This window comes from Streptomyces xantholiticus (assembly GCF_014651015.1).
Lineage (GTDB): Bacteria > Actinomycetota > Actinomycetes > Streptomycetales > Streptomycetaceae > Streptomyces > Streptomyces xantholiticus.
In genome coordinates, this window is sequence record NZ_BMWB01000012.1 from 83,444 (window position 1) to 105,158 (window position 21,715).

Genomic DNA, 21,715 nt, shown 5'->3' on the forward strand with positions numbered 1-21,715 from the left:
CGGGCTCGCCGACCCGCGCGACCCGCCCCCGGCGAAGAGCTCATCGGCCCCTGGTGCAGCGTCGCCGACGATCGCGGGGAGATGCCCGAGATCGGCGATCTCCCGCACCGCGTGACTCGTGTGCCCGGCCCACGGTCATGCCGCGGATGCAGATCCGGCAGTTGCCGCACGAAAAACGGCGCCTCGACACCGACCCGACCGGTTTCGTATCGGCCGAGCGCAGCCCGGACTGCGGCTGAGCGGCCCTGCTTGTGGTCCGACTGCCGCACGTGTCGGCCGGATCATGCGTGTCGTTTCGGGTGTTGGGTACTCGGGCTGCCACGGTGTACTGCGCCTGGAAGATCAAGAAGGGAACCGGCATGGGACACGGCGGAAACGTCATCGACGAACTGACGGCCGACCACCGTGAGGTGGACGAGCTGTTCGCCCGGATCGAGCAGCAGCCGGTCGGGGACAAGCGGCGTCGTCAGCTCGCGGACCAGCTCACGGTCGAGCTGGTGCGGCATTCCGTCGCCGAGGAGGAGTACCTCTACCCGGCGGTCCGCCGGCACGTCGACGGCGGCGACGATCTCGCGGGCAAGGAGCTCGAGGACCACGCCGGCGTCGAGCGGATGCTGAAGGACCTGGAAGGCCTCGACACCGACGACGATCAGTTCAACCATTTGGTGGCAAAGCTGAAACTCCAAGTCGCCGAACACGTCAGGGACGAGGAGAACCGCCTCTTCCCCCTGCTCGCAGCGGCCTGCACTGCCGAAGAGCTGGACGAACTGGGCGACAAGATCCGCAGGGCCAAGAAGACGGCCCCGACCCGGCCGCACCCCTCCGCGCCGGACACCCCTCCCGCCAACAAAATCCTCGCTCCCGGTGCCGGCCTGGTGGACCGGGCCCGCGACCTGATCACCGGTCGTAACCACTGAGCACTGCACCACGGCAACACCTGGTCCTCCCGAGGCCAACCTTCTTGAGGAGACGGCATGAGCAGCAGCGAAACCGGTGACGTCACCGGCACCAAGGACAAGCACTACAACCTGATCTGGTACATCGAGGCCTGCCTGAACAACGCGCTGCGGATGGAGACCTACATCCAGGACGCCGAGCGCGACAACGACACCGAGGTTGCCGAGCTGTTCCGCAAAGCCCAGGCCGACAGCCGCAAGGGCGCCGAGCTGGGCAAGGAACTGCTGCGGACCCGACTGGGCAGCTGACAGCGCAATTCGGGCACAGAACCGTCACCCGCTCCCGCCCCGTGGAGCAAGCAAGCTGCGCCGGCCGCGCCGAGGGGCGCCGGCACCGGCTTCCCCGGCAGCCGCAGTCCACCCGGGCGATCTCCACCACTGATGTCCGCAGCCCCACGGCCGGGGGCGGGGTCGCCATGATGCCGTGGGCGCACGACGCTCGTGGCCAGGACCGCCGGCGGCAGCAGCATCGGCGCAGGTCACCTGAGGCTGGTGCCCCAGGCCCGACGCACGTGTGCACTCCACCGAGGCCCTTCTCCCTACAGCTCCAGCAAGGTCGGCGGACCGGACGCGAGCCTGGCCGGGGCCGGCACGCTCCCAGGGCCCACCCGGATTTCGTCCTTCCGGTCCATGCGCCCAGAGCGGAAAGGCTTGGCTGTTTCCCGTCATCCGGGAAATCGTGGGAGTCATGAGCGAGAAGCCCAGCACGCTGTACGAGGCGGTCGGCGGCGCGGACGCGCTGCGCCGCCTGAGCAACACGTTCTACGAGGCGGTACTCGCCGACCCGGTGCTCGCCCCCGTGTTTGCCGACTTCACCCCCACCCATATCGAGCATGTCGCCGTCTGGCTGGCAGAGGTCTTCGACGGACCCACCCGCTTCACCGACGAGTTGGGCGGTCACCATGCCCTCCTACGCGCCCATCTCGGACTGCAGATCACCGAGGAGCAGCGGCTTCGCTGGATGGAGCTGATGACCGACTCGGTCGCGAAGGAACTGCCCGGCGACGAGCTGCTGCAGCGCCGGGTGGTGGAGTACTTCGACTGGGGCACGAAGATCGCCCGCACGGTGTCGGCCGACCCGCCCGGCACGGACGTCGGCGAGCCAGGTCCCACCCCTCGCTGGGGCTGGGACGGGCTGCGCTGACCGAGCCGGGCGGGCTCAGGCGCCCGTTCGGCTCGCTGTGACCCGGCCGAGCCCCGGTGGCAGCTGTCGCCGGATCCGGCCCGGTACGTCGCCGAAGTCGCTGTCCGCGCTCCCTGCCCCATACGCCGTCCCGGCGTGATGCAGCGCGGGACGGAGATCAGCGCGGTTCAGCGGCGCGCCGGCCCCTGACGGGTTCCCAGAGTCAACCGACGGCGGCGGCGAAAGCGCGCAGCCCCCAGCGCCTGGTGTGTCACCGCCGGGCGTCAGCCCCTTGGTGCTCGGTGCGGAAGGTGTGCCGGTGGGCGGCGGGTCCGACGCCGCGGCGGGCGGCGAAATGGTGACGCAGGGTGGCGGCGCTGCCGAAGCCCGCCCGGGCAGCCACCGCCTCGATGGGCAGGTCGGTGGTTTCCAGGAGTTCTTCCACAAGGTGGAGCCGCTGATCGAGGAGCCAGCGGTGCGGGGTGGTGCCGGTGACGGCTTTGAACCGTCTGGCAAAGGTCCGGGGCGACATTGCCGCCCGGGCGGCGAGGGCGGGCACGGTCAGCGGCTGGTCGAGGTGCCCCTGTATCCAGTCGATCAGGCCGGACAGCTCGTATGTCGTTCGAGGTGCCGGGACGGGTGTCTCGACGAACTGCGCCTGTCCGCCCGACCGGTGAGCCGGTACGACCATGCGGCGGGCCAGGGCGTTGGCTGTCGCAGCGCCGTATTCCCGGCGCACCACGTGCAGGCAGGCGTCGATTCCGGCCGCTGCTCCGGCGCTGGTGAGGATGGGGCCGTCCTCCACGTACAGGACGTCACGGTCGACGTCCACCCCGGGGAACCGCTCGGCGAGCAGGTCGGTGAACTGCCAGTGCGTCGCGGCCCGGCGGCCGTCGAGCAGGCCGGCGGCGGCCGGCAGGAAGGTGCCGGTGCACACGGAGAGCACCTGGGCCCCGCGGGCGACCGCGTGACGCAGTGCTTCCAGAACCTGCGGGGGCACCGGGGCGTCCAGCTGCGGCCATGCCGGGACCGTCACCAGATCGGAGGTCGCGATCCGCTCCACTCCGTGCTCCACGGCGATCGAGAAACCCGAGGTGGTCGGGACGAGTCCAGGGCGCAGTGTGCACACGGCGAAGTCATGCGTCGGCAGCCCGTCGTCCGAGCGGTCCAACCCGAAGACATGGGACACGATACCCAGCTCGAAGGCGGCGGCCCGGTCCCCGATCACAGCAACCACATCACCGATCACGGAGGCGAGTATGGCAGAAACTTCCCGCACCCTGGCAGTCATGCCACTTCCGGCTCCAGGGAGGCGGCAGGGAGCCTGTGGCCATGGCATTCAGCAGAATCACCAGCACTTCCGGCCTCGCGGCACACCGAGTGTCCGGTCCCTTTCCGCTGCCCGGGCCCGGTCGCGCCATGGTCGCCGTACCCGCCCCCGGCACGGGCCCGCAGCGGTGGGCGGGTGCCCCGAGCGCCGCCCTCGACACGGACGGATCCATCGTCCTCGCCTACCGCGTACGGGACGCGGACGATTACAACGTCATCGCCCGCTCGGTCGACGGCGAGCGGTACACGACGGTCGGCATCCTCACCAAGGAGCGCTTCGGCGCCATGATGGTCGAACGTCCCGCGCTGGTACGGACCGGCTCCGGACGGTGGCGGCTCTACGTCAGTTGCGCCACGCCCGGCACGAAGCACTGGTGGATCGGCGTTCTTGAGGCACCGTCTCCGGAGGGGCTGCTCGATGCGCAGGTGCACCCGGTGTTCGAGGGCGATGAGGCCACAGCGGTCAAGGACCCGGTGATACGGCACGACGGCCGTCAGTGGCAGGCGTGGATCTGCTGTCACCTCCTCGACGAGCCGGGCCAGGAGGACCGCATGACCACGTCCTACGCCACGAGCGACGACGGGCTGCGGTGGCAACAGCACGGCACCGTGCTCAGCGGTCGTCCCGGCGCGTGGGACGCTCGCGGTGCACGGCTGACGAGCGTCCTGGCCGATGGCCGCGTCAGCTACGACGGAAGAGCCACTGCCGAGGAGAACTGGTTCGAGCGCACCTCTCTCGCCGGACCGCAGTCCACGGGCGGGGATGCGGCGCTCATGGCGTTCGACGACGCCCCTGTCGTGGATGTCCGCTACCTCGACGTCCTCTCCCTGCCCGCGGGCGGATACCGCATCTTCTATGAGGCAAGGCTGCCCGACGGGAGCCATGAACTGCGGACCGAGCTGATCACGGCGGCCGCCACGGGCTGACCACGACCGTTTCGTGCCCCTCGTCGTCGCCGTCCTCGCCCGACCGCCGGGGACGGCGTGACGGCATCCGGATCAGGGGCCGGCGGACACCTGCATCGCGGTCCGTCGCATCAGGCTGCGAGATTCGTGAAGCCGCCGACGGTCGCCCCGTAGCCGATGTGCGCGAGCACGGTGACCACAGGCGTGCCGGGCCCGTAGTTGCGCATCAGAAAGCCCGGGGGTTCCAGCAGAGCCACCTGCGGGGCGCTGGTCAGGGGGCTGCCGATGCGCGGGTGGACGAGCGGCAGCAGGATGTTGACCAGTGCGGTGCCGGCGAACAAGCCGTGCGCGCGTCCGAACAGGGCGCCCAGCCACCAGCCCGACTGGTCGATGGCAACGAAGACCGCGAGGTAGACGAACGCGAAGACCTGCCCGTTGAGGAAGTGCATCAGGTAGCCGATGGCTTTTGCACGGGTGCGGTTGACGGTCACCGCGGTGCCGAGGAGAAACGGCACATCCATGCGGGTCAGGCGCAGCTCGCTGGCGGTGCGCAGCGCGGTCGTCAGCGCGAGTGTGCCGACGAAGGCGCCCGCAGCGGTTCCCCACGCGGCGCGGGAACGCTCCTTCGTCGCCGCTGAGGCCGTCTTCTCCCGAGTACCGGTCGACGTAGGGCCCGTGCCGCAGATGGCGGTCCAGGGTGCTGATCGTGGCCCGCATGCGACGATCGTCGCCACCGTATCCGTACAAGTGGCCCAGGAGGACGGCGGCGTCCAGGTCCTCGCTGCCGGCGGAGCGTACGTAGCTGTTGCGGTCCCGTGAGAAGCAGCGCGTCTCGACGAAGGCGCGGATCCGGCTGCGTGTGGTCTGCCAGTGGGGGAAGTGCCGGGCGGGGATCAGACCGCGTTCGGCGAGGTCGGCGGCGCGGTCGAGTGCCACCCAGCACATCATTTTCGACTGGGTGAAGTGCCGGGGCGGTGCGGACCTCCCAGATGCCCGCGTCGGGCTCCTGCCAGGTCGCACAGACGAAGTCCGCCAGCTCGGCGAGGCGGTGTGCGATGTCTGCGTCGAGGCGTCCGGTGGCCAACGCATACTGCCACGCCGTCTGCAGCAACTCGCCGTAGGTGTCCAGCTGGACTTGGCCCACCGCGGCGTTGCCGATGCGGACCGGACCGGACCCTCGGTACCCCTCCCAGGGAAGGGACCTCTCCGGGGTGCGGTGGCCGCCGTCCAGCCGGTACAGCACGTTCAGGTGCGGATGGGTGAGCTGCGAGGCATGCATGAGCCACCAGAAGTAGGCGTGTGCCTCCGCCGGGCAGCCAGCCGCAGGAACGCGGCCAGGGTGAAGGCGGAGTCGCGCACCCAGGAAAAGCGGTAGTCCCAGTTGCGCTCGCCGCCGATGTTCTCCGGCAGCGAGGTCGTCACCGCCGCCGCGACCGCACCGGAAGGCGCATGGACCAGCAGCTTCAGCGCCAGAAGGCTGCGCATCACTGCCTGATGCCACCGCTCGGTGTAGAGGCGATCGTGTGCCCAGCTCCGCCAGGCCGCACATGTGCCGTCCAGGCGTGCCTCGCACTCGGCGCGGGTCGGCAGAACGAGGGGCTCCTGGTCGGCGAACGGCACCGCGATCAGTGCACGGCTGCCCTCGGCGAGGTCGAAGTGGCCGCTGATCGCTCCGTAGTCGCATTCGGGTTCGCCGACGTCCCAGGCACGGATCGCGAGCGCAACCCTTCCGGCTGTCGCCACGGGGCCACCGGCGTGCCGGGCGAAGCGGGTGCGGCGGGTGCCGTAGCCGAACCGGGGCTGCACGCTCCAGCACATGGGCACGGAACCCGACAGTCCCTCCACGCGGCGCAGCAGCTCCCGCATCGGCGTGAGCGTCGCGTTCTCGTGCAGGGTGAGCGCGTCGGTGACCCGCACCGCGCCCCGGGCAGTGACGAAGGTCGTCTCCAGGACGTTGGTTCCGGGCAGGTAGCGGCGTTCCGCCCGACAGGGCACGGACGGTGCGAGAGCGAACCGGCCACCGCGGGCGGCGTCCAGCACCGCGCCGAACACCGCGGGGGAGTCCAGGTCGGGCACGCCGAGCCAGTCCACCGACCCGTCCCGGGCGACCAGAGCGGCAGTGCGGCCGTCACCGATCACTGCGTACTCCCGCAGCGGAACGTAGACACCGAGGCGCAAGCCCCCGCTCGACGGGTCCGGATCGCTGCGCATGGGCGGAGAACCGCTGTTGGTTCCCATGTCCCCAGCTTCCCATCCGCCCCACTGCGCCGCCCGCGCCGGTTTTCGTGCCGCCCGTGCCATGCGGGCCTCGGGCAGATGTGAGGCGGGTGGGCCCTGGGCGCTCACCCGCCTCGTTCGCCGTCCGTGCCCTCTGCGGGGCTGTCAGTGCCGTTGGTCCTTACCGTGGTAGCGCTGGGCGAGCCGGGCGAGGGCGACCGCGCCCAGCAGGAGGCCGAAGTCGCGCAGCGCGATGTCGTAGTGCCCGGGGATGGTCAGCAGGTTGATGATGATGCCGGCGAGCCATCCGGCGACCAGCCAGCCCCCGAAGCGCGGGGCGATGGCGACGACGAGGCCCGCGACGATCTCGATGACTCCGACGGCGTACATGGCCGCCTGGGCGCTGCCCGGAACGACGTCGTTGATCCAGGGCGCGAGGTAGGTGGGCCAGTCGACGAGCAGGTTGGCGAACTTGTCCAGCCCGAACAGGATCGGCGCCACGGTGAAGCCGGTGCGCAGGATCAAGAACGCCTGGTAGCCGGGGTCGGTGAGCGCGGCCCGCCGGGAGCCGGCGGACATGGTGGGTGTGGTTGCGGACGACATGACGCCCTTCCTTCTATCGACAACTCCCATTAACGATAGAAGCGCCATCTCTCTTTAGTCAATGGCTGTGGGTTTTACACTGGTGTTCGTGGACCACTCGAAGGAAGCACCCCGCCCCGATGTCTCCGCCGTCGCCGCTCTGGACGAGCCGACCCGCCGGAGGCTCTACAACCACGTCGTGCGCCAGCCGGGACCGGTCAGCCGCGACGAAGCCGCCGAGGCCCTGGGCCTTGCGCGGCAGACCGCGGCCTTCCACCTGGACCGCCTGGCCGACGAAACACTGCTCGACGTGGTCTACGAGCGGCGCAGCGGACGCACCGGCCCTGGAGCGGGCCGGCCGGCCAAGCTCTACAAACGCTCCACCAAGCAGGTCACCGTCAGCCTGCCCGAGCGGCACTACGAACTTGCCGGGCGGCTCCTCGCCCGTGCCCTGGAGGAATCGGAATCCACCGGTGAACCGGTGCGGACCGTCCTGCACCGAAAGGCCCACGAGCTGGGCACGCAGCTTGCCGGACAGGAGCGGGTAGATGTGTTCGACCTGCTGGAGCGGTACGGATTCGAGCCCCGCTCCGACGGCGACGCCATCGTCCTGGGCAACTGCCCCTTCCATGCGCTCGCCCGCGAGCACACCCGGACGGTGTGCGGTATGAACCTCCACCTGCTCCGCGGCGTGCTGGAAGGGCTCGACGAAGGCTGCCTCCAGGCGTGCCTGGCGCCCAGCCCCGGTCACTGCTGCGTCCGCCTGGAGCCGGCTTCCTCCCCGCCGGCGACCACACCGCCTTCCTGAGGCGTATTCACTGCCCGCTCGCAGATTTCCCGTCCCACGGGGCTACGTCATGGACGTCGCGACACCGACCGCGGCATCGCCGGATGCGGTCGGCATGGCCACCGCCTCTGCGGTCCCCCAGCGCCCCGGACGAGCCCTGGAGGGAGTGGCCCTCAACAGCGAGGACGTCCTCGTCCGCGACGTATTGGGACTGCCCAGGGGATGGCCAGGCGCCACAGGAGATCGCCGACCTCTGCACGTTGCAACTCCTCGACGCGTCCGGCACGGTGGTGGCCGAGCCCCGGTCCGGCCGGCCCGTCAACCGGCTCCAGGTCAAAGTGCCCGCAGGCGTTGAGCTGACCGCGCGCGTCCCGTTGGACTCGACCTGGGACGACGAGGCGACGGCGGGGTACGAGCTCGTCGTCACCGGCTCCACGGACTGGATCAGCTCGGTCGCGTTCTCGGACGCGCACCAGGTGAGCCACGGATCTTCGCAGCCCGCCACGCTCCGGCATGGCTGGTGCGGAAGCGGCATGGGGGGCCGGGATCTTCAACGCCTTCTGCATGGACGCCTCACCGGTCAGCCGATTCCGCCGGAGAGCCGGAGCCGGAGCCGGAGTGCCGGAGCCGGACACGGAGTACGTCGACGCCCCGCCCGCGTCGACTCGACCGCCGACTCCCGGGGGCCGGCCCGACCGGCTGCACCCCGCCTCGGCCGGGATCGGCCGACGCGACTCCCCGTCGGCGGGGCGTTCACGAGACGGTCCGCAAGTCCGGTCCCGGTGCGGCGCAATGGGCAGCGCCCGCCCCGTGGTGCAAGCCCCGGATGGTTCATGATGAGCGCCGTTCAACCTGCCTGCCCGATCAGCCCCCTTCCTCGGCCCCACCGGCCTGCCGCACCGGCCGGGTTCACCCGTCCGGCCCGCCGCCGACAGGCGGACCGCCGCGCCGCGCCGCACGATGGGCTCATGCCGACCTCCCCCACCGGCCACCCCGCCGACAGCGCCGGCGCCGGCGTCCAGGGCGTCGCGCGGCGCACCGGCACCGTCCTCGCCGCCGCGACCGCGTCCCTCCTCCTTGTCACCGCCGGCTGCTCCGACGGCGGCGGTGGCAGCGAGGAACCCGACCGTGAGCTCGGGGCCCAGACGCTGGACTGGCAGCCGTGCCCGGCCCCCTCGGAGGCGGAGGGCGGCGGTACAGCGCCCTCGCCACTGCCGGGCGGGACCAAGTGGGAGTGCTCCTTCGTGGACGTCCCGCGCGACTGGACGGAGCCCGGCGGCGACACCATCGAGCTGGCCCTCATACGGGCGAAGGCCCGTGACCAGTCCCGGCGGATCGGCTCGCTGATCTTCAACTTCGGCGGTCCCGGCGGCTCCGGGGTCAGCACCCTGCCCGCCGCGGCGCCGGACTTCGAGAGGCTGCGCGCCCGCTACGACCTCGTGAGCTTCGATCCGCGCGGGGTCGGACGCAGCCAGCCCGTCGAATGCCTCGGTAACAGAGAACTCGACAAGTACTACGCGCAGGACGCCACCCCTGACACCGCCGCGGAGGAGAAGGCGTACACCGACAACCTCCGTATGTACGACGGCAATTGCGAGCAGAACTCCGGTGTGGATCTGCCGCACGTCGGCACCGCCAACGCCGCCCGTGACATGGATCTGATGCGTCAGGTCCTCGGCGACGACAAGCTCCACTACTTCGGCATCTCGTACGGCACGGAACTGGGCGGCGTCTACGCGCACCTGTTCCCGAAGAACGTCGGACGGGCCGTCTTCGACGCCGTGGTCGACCCCACCAGCAACGTTGAAGAGGGCTCGCTCGGCCAGGCCAGGGGCTTTCAGCTGGCGCTCACCAACTTCGCCGAAGACTGCATCGCGCGCGGCGACGACTGCCGGCTGCCGGGCAGCACCCCGCAGGAGATCCAGGAATTCATCATCGATCTCCAGAACCGGCTCGAGAAGAAGACGATCAAAGGGATCGGCGACCGCGATCTCACCGAGACCCAGGCGACGAACGGCATCGCGCAGGCCCTCTACTCCAAGGAGTACTGGCCGCTGCTGGAACAGGGGCTCGACGAGGCCGACGGCGGCAACGGCGCGCTCCTGCTCGCGCTGTCCGACTCGCTGAACGGCCGGAGCAGGGAAGGGCAGTACAGCAATCTCCAGGCGGCCAACGCGGCCATCAACTGCGCGGACTACAAGGAGCGGTACACGTTGGCGCAGGCGAAGGCCCGGCTCCCGGAGTTCCGTCGTGTCTCGCCGGTCTTCGGCGACTATCTCGGCTGGGCCCTGATGGGCTGCAGCCACTGGCCGGTGTCCGGGCAGTGGGAGGACCCCGATGTCAGCGCGCCGGGGGCGAACCCGATCATCGTCATCGGCAACACCGGCGATCCGGCGACCCCCTACGAGGGCGCCAGGGCGATGGCGGAGGAGCTCGGCAAGGGGGTCGGCATCGAGGTGACCTACGAGGGCGAGGGGCACGGCGCGTACAACAGCGGCAGCACATGCGTGCAGGGCGCGGTGGACCGGTACCTCCTGGACGGCAAGGTTCCGCCCACCGGGACCGTATGCCGATAGTGCCCCGGACGATGCGGCCGGGCCGGGGCATGTTCGGGGCGGTTGCATGCCGGCACCCGGCTGGGGTTCACGTACACCTTCACCCCGCACCAGGGCGGCCCGCCGGCCCGCATCCGAGTCCGGGGGATACGGCCGGCTTCCACCGGCCGGCCGCGCCCCTGATGGGGCGCAAGGTCCGCTCCTCCCTGGTCAAGGACCTGCGGGACCTGGAACAGCGACTGACCCCGTCCCGCTGACGAGCACGATCCGAAGGGCTGTCATGGCATACGACGAAGGACTGGCGGAACGGATCCGGCACCGGCTGGGCACGGATCCGGCGGTCACGGAGAAGCGGATGTTCGGCGGCCTGGCGTTCCTGCACGCCGGCAACATGGCCGTGGGCGTGATCGGCGACGGGCTGATGGTCCGCGTCGGACCCGAGGCCACCGACGCCGCGCTCGCGCGGCCCGGGACGCGGCCCTTCGACTTCACCGGCCGCCCGATGCGCGGGTGGGTGGTTGTTGCCGCCTCCGCCCTGTCCGAGGACTCGGACCTTGACGACTGGATCGACCGGGGACGCGGCTTCGCGGCCGGCCTGCCACCCAAATGAGCGCGGGGAGAGGCGAGCGCTGCCGCGGTCGCCCTGATCACCTGTGCGTTCTAGCGTGGACGGAGGGGGTTTTGTTTCGCCGGACCGAGAGGAGTGGTCGCCATGGCGGGCCGCAGCCGAAGCGAGGTCGAGGCGGAGATCAAGGAGACGTTGGGCCTTGTGCCGCATTTCTTCTCCCAGATCCCCGATGACCTGCTGGACCACGAGTGGGAGATCTTCAAGAAGATCGAGCTGGGTGAGACGCTCATCCCGAACAAGTACAAGGAACTGATCGGGATCGCACTGCACTCGGAGACGAAGTGCCGTTACTGCACCCTCTTCCACACCGAGGCCGCGAAGCTGTTCGGGGCCACGGACGAGGAAATTCAGGAAGCTGTCCACTACGCGAAGAACAGCCTCGGCTGGAGCGCCTACCTCAACGGCATGCGTGAGGACTACGACGACTTCGAGCAGGAACTCGGGCAGATCAAGGCCTACCTGGCATCCAAGGGCTGATCATGCATCTGGAGTGGGCACGGCCCGGTGTCCTGCGCGCGACCGCTCACGCCTTCGAGTTCGCGGCGCTGGTGGCCGCTGCCCGATTCGTGGCCGAGTCCGCTCCACCGGACATCCCGCAGGAGGCGCTGGAACAGCTCCGCCAAGTCCTCCATGACTACGACGCACAGGCGCTGCGTCTGCACGAAGCCCCACCTCCCAACGGCGGCCCATGAGCGAAAGGCGTGGGGAGCCACAAGCGATCAGGCGTCCCCACTCTTCTCCGGGAAAGGCGCAAGTGCGCAGCCGCACACCATGGCGTCGAAGAGTCCGTCCTGGTGGGCGAGTTGTTCGGCGTCCCGGGTGGTGAAGCGGGCCTTGGCGGCTGGAGCCTGTCTCTCGGACCCTCCTACGAGACGTGTAGTCCACCGACACTGGCCGACCCACCTCGTCACGGCGTCCCGGCCGAACAGCCGAAAGGATCCGTTCCCAGGGGCCGTCAACAGCCCACGCGACAAAGCGCTAGTGCGCGGCCAGACCTCGACGGCGCTGGTGGGGGAGGAGCGGTATGGACGGCTCACAGCGTCCAGTCGGCGCCACCCGCTCGGCAAGGACAACCGGCACGGCTCTGAAGGTGAGGGCAGCCCACTGCCTCGGCAGCGACAGCCGGCCGGAGCCGGCCGATCTGCTCGAGCGGTAGGCCGACGGCCGCTGGAGAACCGGACGACCCAAGGCCTCAGGGCGCCGGAGGTTCAACCGGCACGCCGGTAGGTTGCCGCAGGGCCCGCAGTGCCGGAGCCGAAACGGGCGTTGAGCGTGTCGACGGCCCGCTCGGCGCGCAGCCGGTGCTCCCGGTCGGCGTCGAAGGAGAGCTGCTCGCAGGCCGCGGCCGCGTCCACCAGCTGCTCGCAACACAGGGCGACCGCCCGCACCCGGGCACGCTGCAACCCCAGCGCCCGGTACATCTCGTACGCCGCGTCGCGCAAGTCGTCGGTATGCGCGGACGGGCCGCCGGGCAGCCGGCGGCCGCGGTGGAGCTGGGTGCGGTCCGCGAAGGTCACCGTCAGCGTCACGGCCTTCGCCGCCTGCCGTCGACCGCGCAGCCGCTCGCCGAGTTCGACCGCCAGCGACAACAGCGCGGACCGCACCACCTCCGGCGCCAGGGTGTCGGTGGGGAAGCGGCGCTGAGCGGTCGCGCTGTGCGGCAGTTCGGCCGGTACCACCCTGCGCCGGTCGATACCGCGGGCACGCTCACTCAGCAGTCGGCCAGGCCTCCCGCCCAGCACCCGCTGCACGGTCGCCTCCGGCAGGTTTGCGAGCGCGCCGATGGTATCCACCCCGTACGCCGTCAGCGTCCGCTCCTGCGCGCGACCGATGCCATGGAGCTCACCGACCGGCCGCGGGTGAAGGAACGCGGCCACCGCCTCCGGGCCGGAGCCGACCGCACGTACTCCGTCCCGCCCCGGCTCCCGGGACGCCATCGCCGCGACCGTCCAGCTGGGCCCCACCCCGATCGCCACGGGCAAGCCGTACAGCGCCTGGGCCTGGGCCCGGATCAGCCGGGCGAGTTCGGCCGGACCGCGGTCGAAGAAGCGGAGGCTGCCGGACACATCCGCAACGGCAGCGGACGGCGGCAGGGCCTGTACCACCGGAGTCACATCCGCCACCAGGCCGAGCAGCAGGCGGTACAGCTCGGGATCGACATCCCGCGGGCAGCGTAGATGCAGGATCGGGGAACCGGCCCCCGCGGCCTGGTCGTGCTGCTCGTCCATCGCGACACCTCCCGACCTCCACCGTACTCGAACAAGAATCGAACGTCCGTCCCCCGGGGCGCCCTGCCAGGGCCTGGCAGGGCTGCTGTGACGGAGCGCTTCAGCCGGCCCTTGAGCGTTCTGGATGGAACGGGCGCGGGTGAGCGAGCGGGGGCGTACGGCAGAATCCCGCTGTGACGTCCATGGGGGTCCTGACCGATCTGGAAGCCGGCATGGCAGAGCTGTCAACGCCGATGCGGGTGTTCGTGGCGACCGGGCGGTTCACTGAGCCGGCCCCCGACCTGCCAGAGCTGGCGGGCCGGATCCGCACGCTGCTGGCCGAGGTCGCGGTGGACGAGGCCTGGCGGCGCTTCCTGCTCGGGTACGCCCCGCCGTCCGCCTTTGAGATCTGCGCCGCACTGGAACCGGTGGAAACCCACGGGGCCGCCGCGTTCCTGGCCCGGGTCGCGGCCGTCGACCTGGTCTGGCCGAGCCACCGACACCTGCCCATCGAGGCCGCCGAGCGCGCCGCGGACCGGGTGGTGTCGCTGCTCGGACCGGAGGCCAGCTGGTGGACCAACCACGACCCCGGGTGCGGCGCCGTGAACGGGCTTACCCCACTGTTCGACAGCCTGCTCGCAGGAACGGACGGTGAGCACTTCGCGCTGGCCCTGCAGATCGCCGACGACTGAGCGCCCTGCCCCGTAGGACTGATCATCAGTCTCTGCGCATGCGGACGCGTGGCGTACGCGCCAAGGGTGCCCGCGTTCCTGCTCGCGCGCTGCGGCGCACTCTCGGCCCCGCTCATGCCGCCCACGGGCGCCGGCTGGGGGTCCCGTAGCGTCCCTTCCGTGATCGCCCTCGATACCCTCGTCCGCCTCTGCCCGCCGCCCGCCGATCCGCCGCCCGCGGTGGACTGGGCGCAGGCGGAGCGCGCCCTGGGCGCGGCTCTGCCCGCCGACTACAAGCAACTGGTCGAGACATACGGCGCCGGCATCTTCGACGACACGATCTGGCTGCTCGTCCCCGACTCCGCCCACGACGACTGCGACCTGCACGCGCAGACGACGGAACGGGACGAGATCTTGGCCGACCTGTGGGAGTTCGAGGCGAAGCCCGCCGGCCTGCTGGAGGCGGGGGCGCGGGTCCTGCCGTGGGCATTCGAGGAGGGCACGGGGGCCTTCCTGTACTGGCTGGCGCGGCCCGGTCAGCAGCCCGACGAGTGGACCGTGCTCTACAACAAGGGGCGCGGCCCACTGTGGGAGCACCACGACATGGGGTGCCTCGACTTCCTGCTGGCGGTGCTCACAGGAACGGCGGAAACGGAGTACTTCGGCCACCTCTACGAAGGGCTGAAGCCAACGGAGCACTGCTTCGCGACGGCCGACCAGACCCTCGGAGCGTCCCGGCGATGACGCCGTCCGCTCTCGACGACCTGGTGCGCCACTGGCGCACCATTTGAGTGCCGTGCTCGGCCGATCAGCGTCCTGATGGGCCGGCGGTAGCGCTCCAGGTGGCGTGCAGGTAACCCCCGGCCTAGCCGGCCTGGGCGACGGCGAGGTGGGCGTACACGGCGACGACACCGTCGACGCCCTGGCAGAGCCCCACGACCACCGGGACGAGACGTGGTTCCGGGACGTGACCCCGCAGGGTGACGGCACCGTCCCGGACCTCGACCGCGACGGTGCCCTTGTCCAGGCCGAGGATGCGTGCCAGGACGTCCTGCTCGACCTCGCCGCGGATCTCGGCGTCGGAGCGGATGAAGGCGTCGAGCAGGTCGCTGCGGCTGACGATGCCGGTGAGGAGCCCGTGGTCGCCGACCACCGGCAGCTGCTTGACGTGCCGCCTGCGGAGTTCCCGCGCGGCCCGGGTGATCGTCCAGTCGGCGCGGGCGGTGAAGACGGGGCTGCTCATGAGCGCGCCCGCGGTCCGGGCCCGGGCCTTGCCCCAGGCACCCTCGTCGTTCCCGTCCTGCCCCTGCGGATCGGGCATGCCCGTCTCGTGCCGCAGCACGTCGGACGCGGACACGACGCCGACGGGAGTGCCGTCGGCGTCGACGACCGGGGCCGAGGCGATGTCGTTTGCGTCCAGCAGGCCGACGACCTCCCGGACCGGTGTGTCGGGGCGGAGGGTGACGACCTCCTCGGTCATCACATCACCGACCGTGCGGCGGTGCAGCATGGCGTCGGCCTCCTCCGTTTTGCGACGGGGCGGCCGCGGTCGGACCGCCTGGGCGGACGACGCGCGCGCGTCGGCCTCCGCGGCCCTGCCGGCTCGTCAACGCGTCTTCCCTACCCATGACAGCACCCCGCCGCCCCGGCGACCAGTGACGTTCGACCTGACGACGAGGGCCGGCGGCCCGCGGACAGGAGTGGCGCCGAGTGCGCGGCAGGTGCCGGCACCTCGACGCCGTGCCCAATCCGTCCGGAGTCAAGCGTTGTAGTTGGCCGAACGGGCCGAGCCGGACGCTTGGCCACAGTGGTGAGCGAGCGCTTCAGCCGGTGGGTGAGTGCTCGAGTGGCGGATCTCAGCGCTTCAGGGCCGTAACAGCACCGAGGTCTGTCGGCCACGGTTCACCGGTTTCCTGGGAGGACACAAGGCCCTCAGCGAGGCAGGCTGTACCCATGCGGTCGCTCTTCCGCTCGTCTCCTCGACCAGGGGGCAGTCACAGCCAGCTCCTCTTCACGCTCGCACAGAGTCTGCCCTTCGCGCTCGCACTGGCCGTGCTGGGCATCGAGCTCTCGCCCATGCATGATCTGGTCACCGGCCCCCTCCTCATCGCCACGCCGGCGCTGGCCGCACTGACGATGGGGCCGACAGGCACCCTGTGCGCGGCAGCCGTCGCTCTGGCCGTCAGCGTGACGACCGCCACCTACAACCAGGCGTGGGGTACCCCGCAGGTCTACGGCAACTTCCTGGGTCTGCTCGTGGTCTGTGTGGCCAGTGTCATCCTGAGTAACGCGGTGCGTACGCGCCGGCAGAGCGAGCTCGAGCAGGTGCGCCGGATCGCCGTGGCAGCACAGGAGGTCATCCTGCGCCCCGTCCCCACCCGGATGGGTCCGGTGCGGGCCGCGAGCCTGGGCCTCGTGGCGGGAACCGGGGCGCAGGTCGGCGGTGATCTGTACGAGGCCGTGCATACCCCCTACGGGGTCCGCATGATCGTGGGCGACGTTCGCGGCAAGGGGCTGAATGCCATTCGAGCGGTCGCGGTGGTCCTGGGCGCGTTCCGGGAGGCCGCGCACTACGAGGACGACCTGGTGGAAGTCATGAACCACTGCTCGGCCGCGCTGCGCCGGGAGGCCGCCGTGCCGGGCGCGTTCAATCAGGAAGCTGTGATGGAGGGGTTCGTCACCGCGCTCATCGCCCAGGTGCCCGACAAGCCCGTCGTGCAACTGATCAACCGTGGCCATCCGCCGCCGCTGGTGCTGCACCAGGGCAGGGCCAAGGCCTTGATGCCCACCACTCCACTGCCACCGCTCGGCTTGGAAGAGCTCATCACAGGCCCTCCCGGAAAGCCCGAGACCTATCCGTTCCTACCGGGCGACCGTCTGCTGCTCTACACCGACGGCGTGATCGAGGCCCGCAGCCCCGGCAAGGACTTCTTCCGCCTGCCCGAGGCGATGGAAGCGGCGCACGCCCTCGCCCGACCGGAGTTCCTGGGCGAACTGCACCAGCAATTGCTCCGCCACACGGAGGGCCGCCTCACGGACGACGTGGCGATGATCCTCGTCGACCGGCTCGACGAAGAAGCCGGCACGCAGGGCAACACAGCCGGCCGCCTCCTCACGTGACAGCCATGTCCCTCGTAATGTCCACGTTCTGTGGCCTGGGCCTACACCCGCGCGTTCCTCGCCGGCGGCCCCGACTGGTTCGCCCTGGACCGCACCGCCGGCCAGGCAACCGCGCCGTACCTGGCGGCCGAGAAGGACACGCTGCGCCGCATGTTCACCGACCGGCTCGCCGAGCTCGGCATCCGGGTCCACGCCGTACGCGGCTTCGGCTCCCAGTCGTACGTGGACGCCATACGGGCCCGCACCGCCCGTGACCCTCCCGCCGTCCTGCTCCACGTCCGAGACGACTGCTCCGGCGCCGCCATCCGACGCGACTGGGTCATGCGCACCTCCGGCCTGGTCCGCGACCGAATGACTCGTGGATTTCGACGCGGTTCGCCGCTCGAGCCCTGCTGGACGGTGCCGCATTCTGTTACGAGCTCAGTCTCCAGGGCCGTCCACGTAGGTCACGGGCGCGTACCAGTCGTCCAGGATCCTCTCGTCGACGTGTCCCACCGCCTGGCTCCCGAAGAGCGCGACCGCCGTGGCCACCGTGCATGGGTCGTACGCCGTGAGTGCGGGCCTGATCGCCGGGTTCAGGTCCGCGAACCGTTCGCGCGCCTGCCGAAGCACCATTTCGCCCTGGGCGGTGAGGATGGGCAGCGTTCGCTTGCGGTGCAGCCCTTCCGGGTTCGACGCCACCGCGACCGTCACGGCGCCGACGAACAGTGCCGACATGGCGCGGATCCATGCGTGGTCGAAGATCAGCACCGCTACCACGGGCACCACCGCCGCAGCGGCTGCTGTGGACCACCAGCCCCGCCGGCGCTGTTCGTCAGGGACGGGCAGGGATGAACGGCGCAGGTAGCCTTCGCCGACCAGATGCTTCTCGACCGCGCTCAGGCAGCGATCGCCGCTGGGCAGGTCCCACAAGTAGTGCCCTGTGGGCCCGTAGGAGTACGCGCTGCTCCGCGGGGCGGCTGCGCGCCAGATTTCGCCCTCGAGGTCGTTGGCGTGTTCAGGCAACGGATGGTGAGCCACCCATCGTTGCGGGCCTGGCAGCCCATCCGGGGGCGCCCGGTGCAGCGCCCCGCTCGCCACCAGCCCGGCCACGGCACCCTGCTTCGCCCGTGCCCTGGAGGTGTCCGCCAAGAGACCGAGCGCCAGCGGCCCAAGTCGCTCAGAGGCAGCCGGTTCGACGACCGCGTTCTGGCGGTCCATGGCCACGAACCGTTCCAGCCGGGCCTGCGCAGCGCTGCTGTGTGCGATGCCGTCGAGGCACCAGGCCGTCATGGCGACCGCCAGATAGCCCACGAGTATGAACCAGTCGACCATGCTGGTCAGTATCGCCCCGCGTCAACCGCTGCCGTAAGCCTGCCGGTTCAACCCCTGGGAGAGCGATCCGCCAACAGCTGGTTGCCTGCGTCGCCCTCGCCCGCCCGCTTCTGCCGACGGCTCTCCGGCGCAGGACGCTGGGCGGTCGTCCGTTCCTGGTCGGACACGACGACGGCTGCCAGGTCTGCGCCTGCTCGGAGTAATGCCACGGTCTGTGTGGCGATCCGGTCAAGACGTTGTCGCAGGATGCGTTGGGTCTCTCCCAGGCCGTCGAGCCGGTGCAGGGAGCCCATGATCTCGCGCACCGCGAGAATGCTGTAACCGGTGCTGCGGAGGGCCGCAACGATTCGGGCAGCTCTGATGGCTGAAAGACCGTAGCGACGTGCCCGCAGTGACGTCACTCGCTCGGGGGTCACAAGCCCTTCCTGCTCCCAGAACCGCAGGGTCGAGGGACGTACATCGAGCGCTCCGGCGAGCTCTGTGATCGTCATCGCGTCACTCTCCTGCTCGAACTCGGGTTTGTTCGCTTCGGCCTGGATCGCACGCAACGCCTGCTGGGCGCGAAGAGCCTCGTCTCGTTCCCGCGCGAGCCGAACATGTACCGCGTTGATCGCCGAGGCCGCCTCCGCCATCGTCTGTGTTCGCAGCTCCGCGAGCATCTGGCGGGCTGCGACAGGCCCAACGGCACCTGCGAGTCCTCGATAGGCGCGAAGAGCGTGCACGTGAATCGGTGTGTAGGAACGGTAACCGTTGCTCGACCGAGCGGCCGGCGGAATGACTCCCAGCCGCTCCAGGTCGCGAACCTGTTGCAGCGAGTACCCCGACTCTCTGGCGACATCGACTGTTCGGAGCAGTACCCGTTGCGAACCGCTCACCGGCTCGTCCATCGGCCAACCCCACATAAGCACTTGAAGGTGATCCTTGAACCATGAGTATGGAACAGATCATCGCGGCCGTGCGAGGCTTCGACGGCGCGCTCGTGGTCGTCCCGGAGCCGGGAGGCGACTTCCCCGAGCTGGCGTGGGGGGATGCGTTCTTCTACTGCACCCCCGACGGCCACATGCCTCAGAACGCCCAGCCCTACGGGACGATCGTCATCAAGAACTACCCCGACGACACCGTTTCCGACCTTGACCCTCCGGGCCGTTGGCGTGTGAACATCCACGTCGATCGGCCGACGTTCCGGGAGCTCACTGGGGAGGAGCCGCGCAGTCTCAGCCGCCCTCGCGACTACGCAGCCGCCGACAGGGTGATGCCCCACCCGGTGTACGGCGCGCTCGGCTGGATCTCTGTCGTCAATCCCGGTGAGAGAACGACGGACACGGTCGTGCGGCTTCTGCGCGGCGCCCACGACGCCTCTCGTGCCCGGTTCGAGCGGCGACACGAACCGGGGAGGCCTCTGGAGACCGACTGAACCGGCTCCACAGCAAGCGGACTTGCCTCTGTCCGAATCCGACCGCGACCGCGAGCTGCACACGCGCTCGCGGTCGCCGCAGCCGTCCACGCAGTGGGCGTGGAGACCGACCGGATCGCCGAGGACAGCGGAAGTGACGACCAGGTCGGCGCGCGTCGTACCAACTGGTCGGTGATCTCGTCACTGGACTCGAACCCTTGACCAACCGCATCGCAACACCGAGCTGATGAACGTCACCGACGAGAACTTTTCCGCCAGTCTGCACGCCGGGCCGGACCACGGTGTGTGACGCTCTCGACACCGTCCTCTAGACTGACCCGCCGCTGGCGAACCACTGCATCACCCATCCCCTTACCCCGCGGACCTCGATGCCGTCCTGCTCCCGACGCACCAGGGGGGCGCCATCTCCCTGGCGGCCTGCAACGACCCCCGAACTCACCCGAGTCCGGGCGCAATCCCAGGCAACCGCGCCCAACCGGCCTGGAGCATCAGTCCCACACCTGGCCCGCTCCGACACCTACCTCATCGCCGAGACCGTGATCTGCCACCGCTCAAAGCCATGCCCGGAGCAGACCTCGCCGTCCCCGTCGCCGGCCCGGTCCCTTCCACCGCGCCCTGGAAGCCCTCCCCGTCCGCCTGCCGACCGCCACTGAAGGAGAACACAGTGTCCCAGCAGCCGATACTCGTCCTGGACCCCACCGGCTCCGACCACCACGCCGAGCACCAGGCCCTGCGCGCACGCGGTCCGGCCACCCGCGTGGACATCCTCGGTGTGACCGCGTGGTCCGTCACCGACCCCTCTCTCCTCAAGGAACTCCTCACCAGCCCGCAGGTCTCCAAGGACGCCCGCGCCCACTGGCCGGCGTTCGCCGAGACCGTCTCCACCTGGCCCCTCGCCCTGTGGGTCGCGGTGAACAACATGTTCACCGCCTACGGCGGCGACCACCGACGGCTCCGCCGCATGGTCGCACCGGCGTTCAGCGCCCGCCGCATCCAGGCCATGCGGTCCGCAGTCGAAAAGGTCGTCACCACGCTCCTCGACGACCTCGACTCCAAACCGGCCGGCGAAGCGGTCGACCTGCGCAAGCACCTCGCCTACCCGTTGCCGATCGAGGTGATCGGCCAACTCATGGGCGTGCCCCACGAACAGCGCGACGGCTTCCGCGCCGAAGTCGACGGAGTCTTCGACACCACCCTCACCACCGAACAGGCCGGCGCAAACACAGCCGCCCTGTACGAGGCCCTCAACCAGCTGATCGCGGCCAAACGTGCCGAGCCCGGCGACGACATGACCTCCCTCCTCATCGCCGCCCGCGACGACGAAGGCGACGGCAGCGCCCTCACGGACGACGAGTTGCGCGACACGCTCCTGCTGATGATCTCCGCCGGTTACGAGACCACCGTCAACGTGATCGACCAGGCCGTCACCGCCCTGCTGACCGACCCCGAGCAGCTCGCCCATCTCCAGTCCGGCCGCGCCGACTGGAGCAGCGTCGTCGAGGAGACTTTGCGGCACGAGCCCGCGGTCAAGCACCTGCCCCTGCGCTACGCCCTCACGGACATCCCCTTGCCGGACGGGCAGACGATCGCCCAGGGCGAGGCGATCCTCGCCTCCTACGCCGCCGCCAACCGCCACCGCGACTGGCACGGGGAATCCGCCGACCGTTTCGACATCACCCGGCCGACGAAGGAGCACCTGGCCTTCGGGTACGGCGTCCACTTCTGCCTCGGCGCCCCGCTCGCCCGCCTCGAAGTCGCCACCGCCCTCCAGCAGCTCTTCGAGCGGTTTCCCGAGATCGAACTCGCCGTGCCCGCCGATGAGCTGAAGCCGCTGCCCTCCCTGATCAGCAACGGGCACCAGGCCCTGCCCGTACGGCTGCGACCGGCCGCCCGCTGACCCCCGGCC

21 protein-coding genes and 2 pseudogenes are annotated in these 21,715 nt (G+C 70.2%); 14 read left to right on the forward strand and 9 right to left on the reverse strand.

What is annotated here, in order from left to right:
• Positions 1-359: 359 nt before the first annotated feature.
• The 3 genes from IE198_RS19105 to IE198_RS19115 all read left to right on the forward strand — a co-directional run bounded on the left by IE198_RS19105 (position 360) and on the right by IE198_RS19115 (position 2,100).
• Positions 360-917, forward strand: coding sequence for a hemerythrin domain-containing protein (locus IE198_RS19105; protein ID WP_189888159.1), 558 nt, complete (start codon positions 360-362; stop codon positions 915-917).
• 57 nt (positions 918-974) lie between these two features.
• Positions 975-1,205: a hypothetical protein gene (locus tag IE198_RS19110; protein WP_189888161.1), complete on the forward strand. Its 231-nt coding sequence runs from the start codon at positions 975-977 to the stop codon at positions 1,203-1,205.
• 439 nt (positions 1,206-1,644) lie between these two features.
• Complete coding sequence (locus IE198_RS19115) at positions 1,645-2,100, forward strand: group II truncated hemoglobin (RefSeq protein ID WP_189888163.1); 456 nt, start codon at positions 1,645-1,647, stop codon at positions 2,098-2,100.
• Positions 2,101-2,350: 250 nt separating this feature from the next.
• On the opposite strand, the gene IE198_RS19120 is transcribed toward IE198_RS19115, so the two are convergent.
• Complete coding sequence (locus IE198_RS19120) at positions 2,351-3,328, reverse strand: helix-turn-helix domain-containing protein (RefSeq protein WP_229834098.1); 978 nt, start codon at positions 3,326-3,328, stop codon at positions 2,351-2,353.
• Between the two features lie 83 nt (positions 3,329-3,411).
• On the opposite strand from IE198_RS19120, the gene IE198_RS19125 reads away from it, so the two are divergent.
• A complete protein-coding gene (locus tag IE198_RS19125) occupies positions 3,412-4,335 on the forward strand; it encodes a glycoside hydrolase family protein (protein WP_229834100.1) in 924 nt (307 codons plus the stop codon).
• Positions 4,336-4,445: 110 nt separating this feature from the next.
• On the opposite strand, the gene IE198_RS19130 is transcribed toward IE198_RS19125, so the two are convergent.
• From IE198_RS19130 to IE198_RS19140, 4 genes and pseudogenes are all read right to left on the reverse strand, one after another.
• The gene (locus IE198_RS19130) at positions 4,446-5,048 is read right to left on the reverse strand and encodes a hypothetical protein (protein WP_373299895.1); all 603 of its coding nucleotides are present in this window, start codon (positions 5,046-5,048) and stop codon (positions 4,446-4,448) included.
• Between the two features lie 4 nt (positions 5,049-5,052).
• Positions 5,053-5,403, reverse strand: a pseudogene (locus tag IE198_RS36615) (glycoside hydrolase family 15 protein); the annotation flags it as partial.
• Positions 5,345-6,615, reverse strand: a pseudogene (locus IE198_RS36145) (glycoside hydrolase family 15 protein); the annotation flags it as partial. The pseudogenes IE198_RS36145 and IE198_RS36615, both read right to left, overlap by 59 nt.
• Positions 6,616-6,696: 81 nt before the next feature.
• The gene (locus IE198_RS19140) at positions 6,697-7,134 is read right to left on the reverse strand and encodes a hypothetical protein (RefSeq protein ID WP_189888167.1); all 438 of its coding nucleotides are present in this window, start codon (positions 7,132-7,134) and stop codon (positions 6,697-6,699) included.
• A gap of 82 nt (positions 7,135-7,216) precedes the next feature.
• On the opposite strand from IE198_RS19140, the gene IE198_RS19145 reads away from it, so the two are divergent.
• The 5 genes from IE198_RS19145 (at position 7,217) to IE198_RS19165 (ending at position 11,775) form a co-directional block, all read left to right on the forward strand.
• Positions 7,217-7,921, forward strand: coding sequence for a helix-turn-helix transcriptional regulator (locus tag IE198_RS19145; protein WP_229834117.1), 705 nt, complete (start codon positions 7,217-7,219; stop codon positions 7,919-7,921).
• 947 nt (positions 7,922-8,868) lie between these two features.
• A complete protein-coding gene (locus IE198_RS19150; RefSeq protein WP_189888171.1) occupies positions 8,869-10,476 on the forward strand; it encodes an alpha/beta hydrolase in 1,608 nt (535 codons plus the stop codon).
• Positions 10,477-10,735: 259 nt separating this feature from the next.
• Positions 10,736-11,065, forward strand: coding sequence for a TfoX/Sxy family protein (locus tag IE198_RS19155; RefSeq protein WP_189888173.1), 330 nt, complete (start codon positions 10,736-10,738; stop codon positions 11,063-11,065).
• Between the two features lie 102 nt (positions 11,066-11,167).
• Positions 11,168-11,560 carry a carboxymuconolactone decarboxylase family protein gene (locus IE198_RS19160; protein WP_189888175.1) on the forward strand — a complete coding sequence of 131 codons (393 nt, stop codon included), beginning with the start codon at positions 11,168-11,170 and terminating at the stop codon, positions 11,558-11,560.
• Between the two features lie 2 nt (positions 11,561-11,562).
• Complete coding sequence (locus IE198_RS19165; protein WP_189888177.1) at positions 11,563-11,775, forward strand: hypothetical protein; 213 nt, start codon at positions 11,563-11,565, stop codon at positions 11,773-11,775.
• A 516-nt stretch (positions 11,776-12,291) separates the two neighbouring features.
• Here the strand turns inward: IE198_RS19165 and IE198_RS19170 are convergent.
• Positions 12,292-13,311, reverse strand: a complete 1,020-nt coding sequence (locus IE198_RS19170) for a DNA polymerase Y family protein (protein WP_189888179.1) — start codon at positions 13,309-13,311, stop codon at positions 12,292-12,294.
• 212 nt (positions 13,312-13,523) lie between these two features.
• On the opposite strand from IE198_RS19170, the gene IE198_RS19175 reads away from it, so the two are divergent.
• Positions 13,524-13,982 (forward strand): hypothetical protein, encoded by a 459-nt coding sequence (locus IE198_RS19175; RefSeq protein ID WP_189888181.1) that lies wholly within the window; start codon positions 13,524-13,526, stop codon positions 13,980-13,982.
• A 159-nt stretch (positions 13,983-14,141) separates the two neighbouring features.
• A complete protein-coding gene (locus IE198_RS19180; RefSeq protein ID WP_229834101.1) occupies positions 14,142-14,705 on the forward strand; it encodes an SMI1/KNR4 family protein in 564 nt (187 codons plus the stop codon).
• A 121-nt stretch (positions 14,706-14,826) separates the two neighbouring features.
• On the opposite strand, the gene IE198_RS19185 is transcribed toward IE198_RS19180, so the two are convergent.
• Positions 14,827-15,471 (reverse strand): CBS domain-containing protein, encoded by a 645-nt coding sequence (locus tag IE198_RS19185; protein ID WP_189888183.1) that lies wholly within the window; start codon positions 15,469-15,471, stop codon positions 14,827-14,829.
• Positions 15,472-15,914: 443 nt separating this feature from the next.
• Here IE198_RS19185 and IE198_RS19190 point away from each other — a divergent pair, with 443 nt between their 5' ends.
• A complete protein-coding gene (locus IE198_RS19190) occupies positions 15,915-17,081 on the forward strand; it encodes a PP2C family protein-serine/threonine phosphatase (protein WP_189888185.1) in 1,167 nt (388 codons plus the stop codon).
• A gap of 420 nt (positions 17,082-17,501) precedes the next feature.
• Here the strand turns inward: IE198_RS19190 and IE198_RS19195 are convergent, their stop codons facing one another.
• Both IE198_RS19195 and IE198_RS19200 read right to left on the reverse strand, forming a co-directional pair.
• Positions 17,502-18,395: a hypothetical protein gene (locus tag IE198_RS19195; RefSeq protein WP_189888187.1), complete on the reverse strand. Its 894-nt coding sequence runs from the start codon at positions 18,393-18,395 to the stop codon at positions 17,502-17,504.
• 47 nt (positions 18,396-18,442) lie between these two features.
• On the reverse strand, positions 18,443-19,282 hold the full coding sequence (locus tag IE198_RS19200; RefSeq protein ID WP_189888189.1) for a MerR family transcriptional regulator: 840 nt from the start codon (positions 19,280-19,282) through the stop codon (positions 18,443-18,445).
• Positions 19,283-19,329: 47 nt separating this feature from the next.
• Between IE198_RS19200 and IE198_RS19205 the strand changes: the two genes are divergently transcribed.
• Both IE198_RS19205 and IE198_RS19210 read left to right on the forward strand, forming a co-directional pair.
• On the forward strand, positions 19,330-19,809 hold the full coding sequence (locus IE198_RS19205) for a DUF6194 family protein (protein WP_189888191.1): 480 nt from the start codon (positions 19,330-19,332) through the stop codon (positions 19,807-19,809).
• Positions 19,810-20,473: 664 nt separating this feature from the next.
• A complete protein-coding gene (locus tag IE198_RS19210) occupies positions 20,474-21,706 on the forward strand; it encodes a cytochrome P450 family protein (protein WP_229834102.1) in 1,233 nt (410 codons plus the stop codon).
• Positions 21,707-21,715: the final 9 nt, after the last annotated feature.

Coding starts and splice junctions, on each gene's coding strand:
- IE198_RS19105 (WP_189888159.1), top strand. CDS start 360: ATGGGACACGGCGGAAACGTCATCGACGAACTGACGGCCGACCACCGT.
- IE198_RS19110 (WP_189888161.1), top strand. CDS start 975: ATGAGCAGCAGCGAAACCGGTGACGTCACCGGCACCAAGGACAAGCAC.
- IE198_RS19115 (WP_189888163.1), top strand. CDS start 1,645: ATGAGCGAGAAGCCCAGCACGCTGTACGAGGCGGTCGGCGGCGCGGAC.
- IE198_RS19125 (WP_229834100.1), top strand. CDS start 3,412: ATGGCATTCAGCAGAATCACCAGCACTTCCGGCCTCGCGGCACACCGA.
- IE198_RS19140 (WP_189888167.1), bottom strand. CDS start 7,134: ATGTCGTCCGCAACCACACCCACCATGTCCGCCGGCTCCCGGCGGGCC.
- IE198_RS19150 (WP_189888171.1), top strand. CDS start 8,869: ATGCCGACCTCCCCCACCGGCCACCCCGCCGACAGCGCCGGCGCCGGC.
- IE198_RS19155 (WP_189888173.1), top strand. CDS start 10,736: ATGGCATACGACGAAGGACTGGCGGAACGGATCCGGCACCGGCTGGGC.
- IE198_RS19160 (WP_189888175.1), top strand. CDS start 11,168: ATGGCGGGCCGCAGCCGAAGCGAGGTCGAGGCGGAGATCAAGGAGACG.
- IE198_RS19165 (WP_189888177.1), top strand. CDS start 11,563: ATGCATCTGGAGTGGGCACGGCCCGGTGTCCTGCGCGCGACCGCTCAC.
- IE198_RS19170 (WP_189888179.1), bottom strand. CDS start 13,311: ATGGACGAGCAGCACGACCAGGCCGCGGGGGCCGGTTCCCCGATCCTG.
- IE198_RS19175 (WP_189888181.1), top strand. CDS start 13,524: ATGGCAGAGCTGTCAACGCCGATGCGGGTGTTCGTGGCGACCGGGCGG.
- IE198_RS19185 (WP_189888183.1), bottom strand. CDS start 15,471: ATGCTGCACCGCCGCACGGTCGGTGATGTGATGACCGAGGAGGTCGTC.
- IE198_RS19190 (WP_189888185.1), top strand. CDS start 15,915: ATGCGGTCGCTCTTCCGCTCGTCTCCTCGACCAGGGGGCAGTCACAGC.
- IE198_RS19195 (WP_189888187.1), bottom strand. CDS start 18,395: ATGGTCGACTGGTTCATACTCGTGGGCTATCTGGCGGTCGCCATGACG.
- IE198_RS19200 (WP_189888189.1), bottom strand. CDS start 19,282: ATGGACGAGCCGGTGAGCGGTTCGCAACGGGTACTGCTCCGAACAGTC.
- IE198_RS19205 (WP_189888191.1), top strand. CDS start 19,330: ATGGAACAGATCATCGCGGCCGTGCGAGGCTTCGACGGCGCGCTCGTG.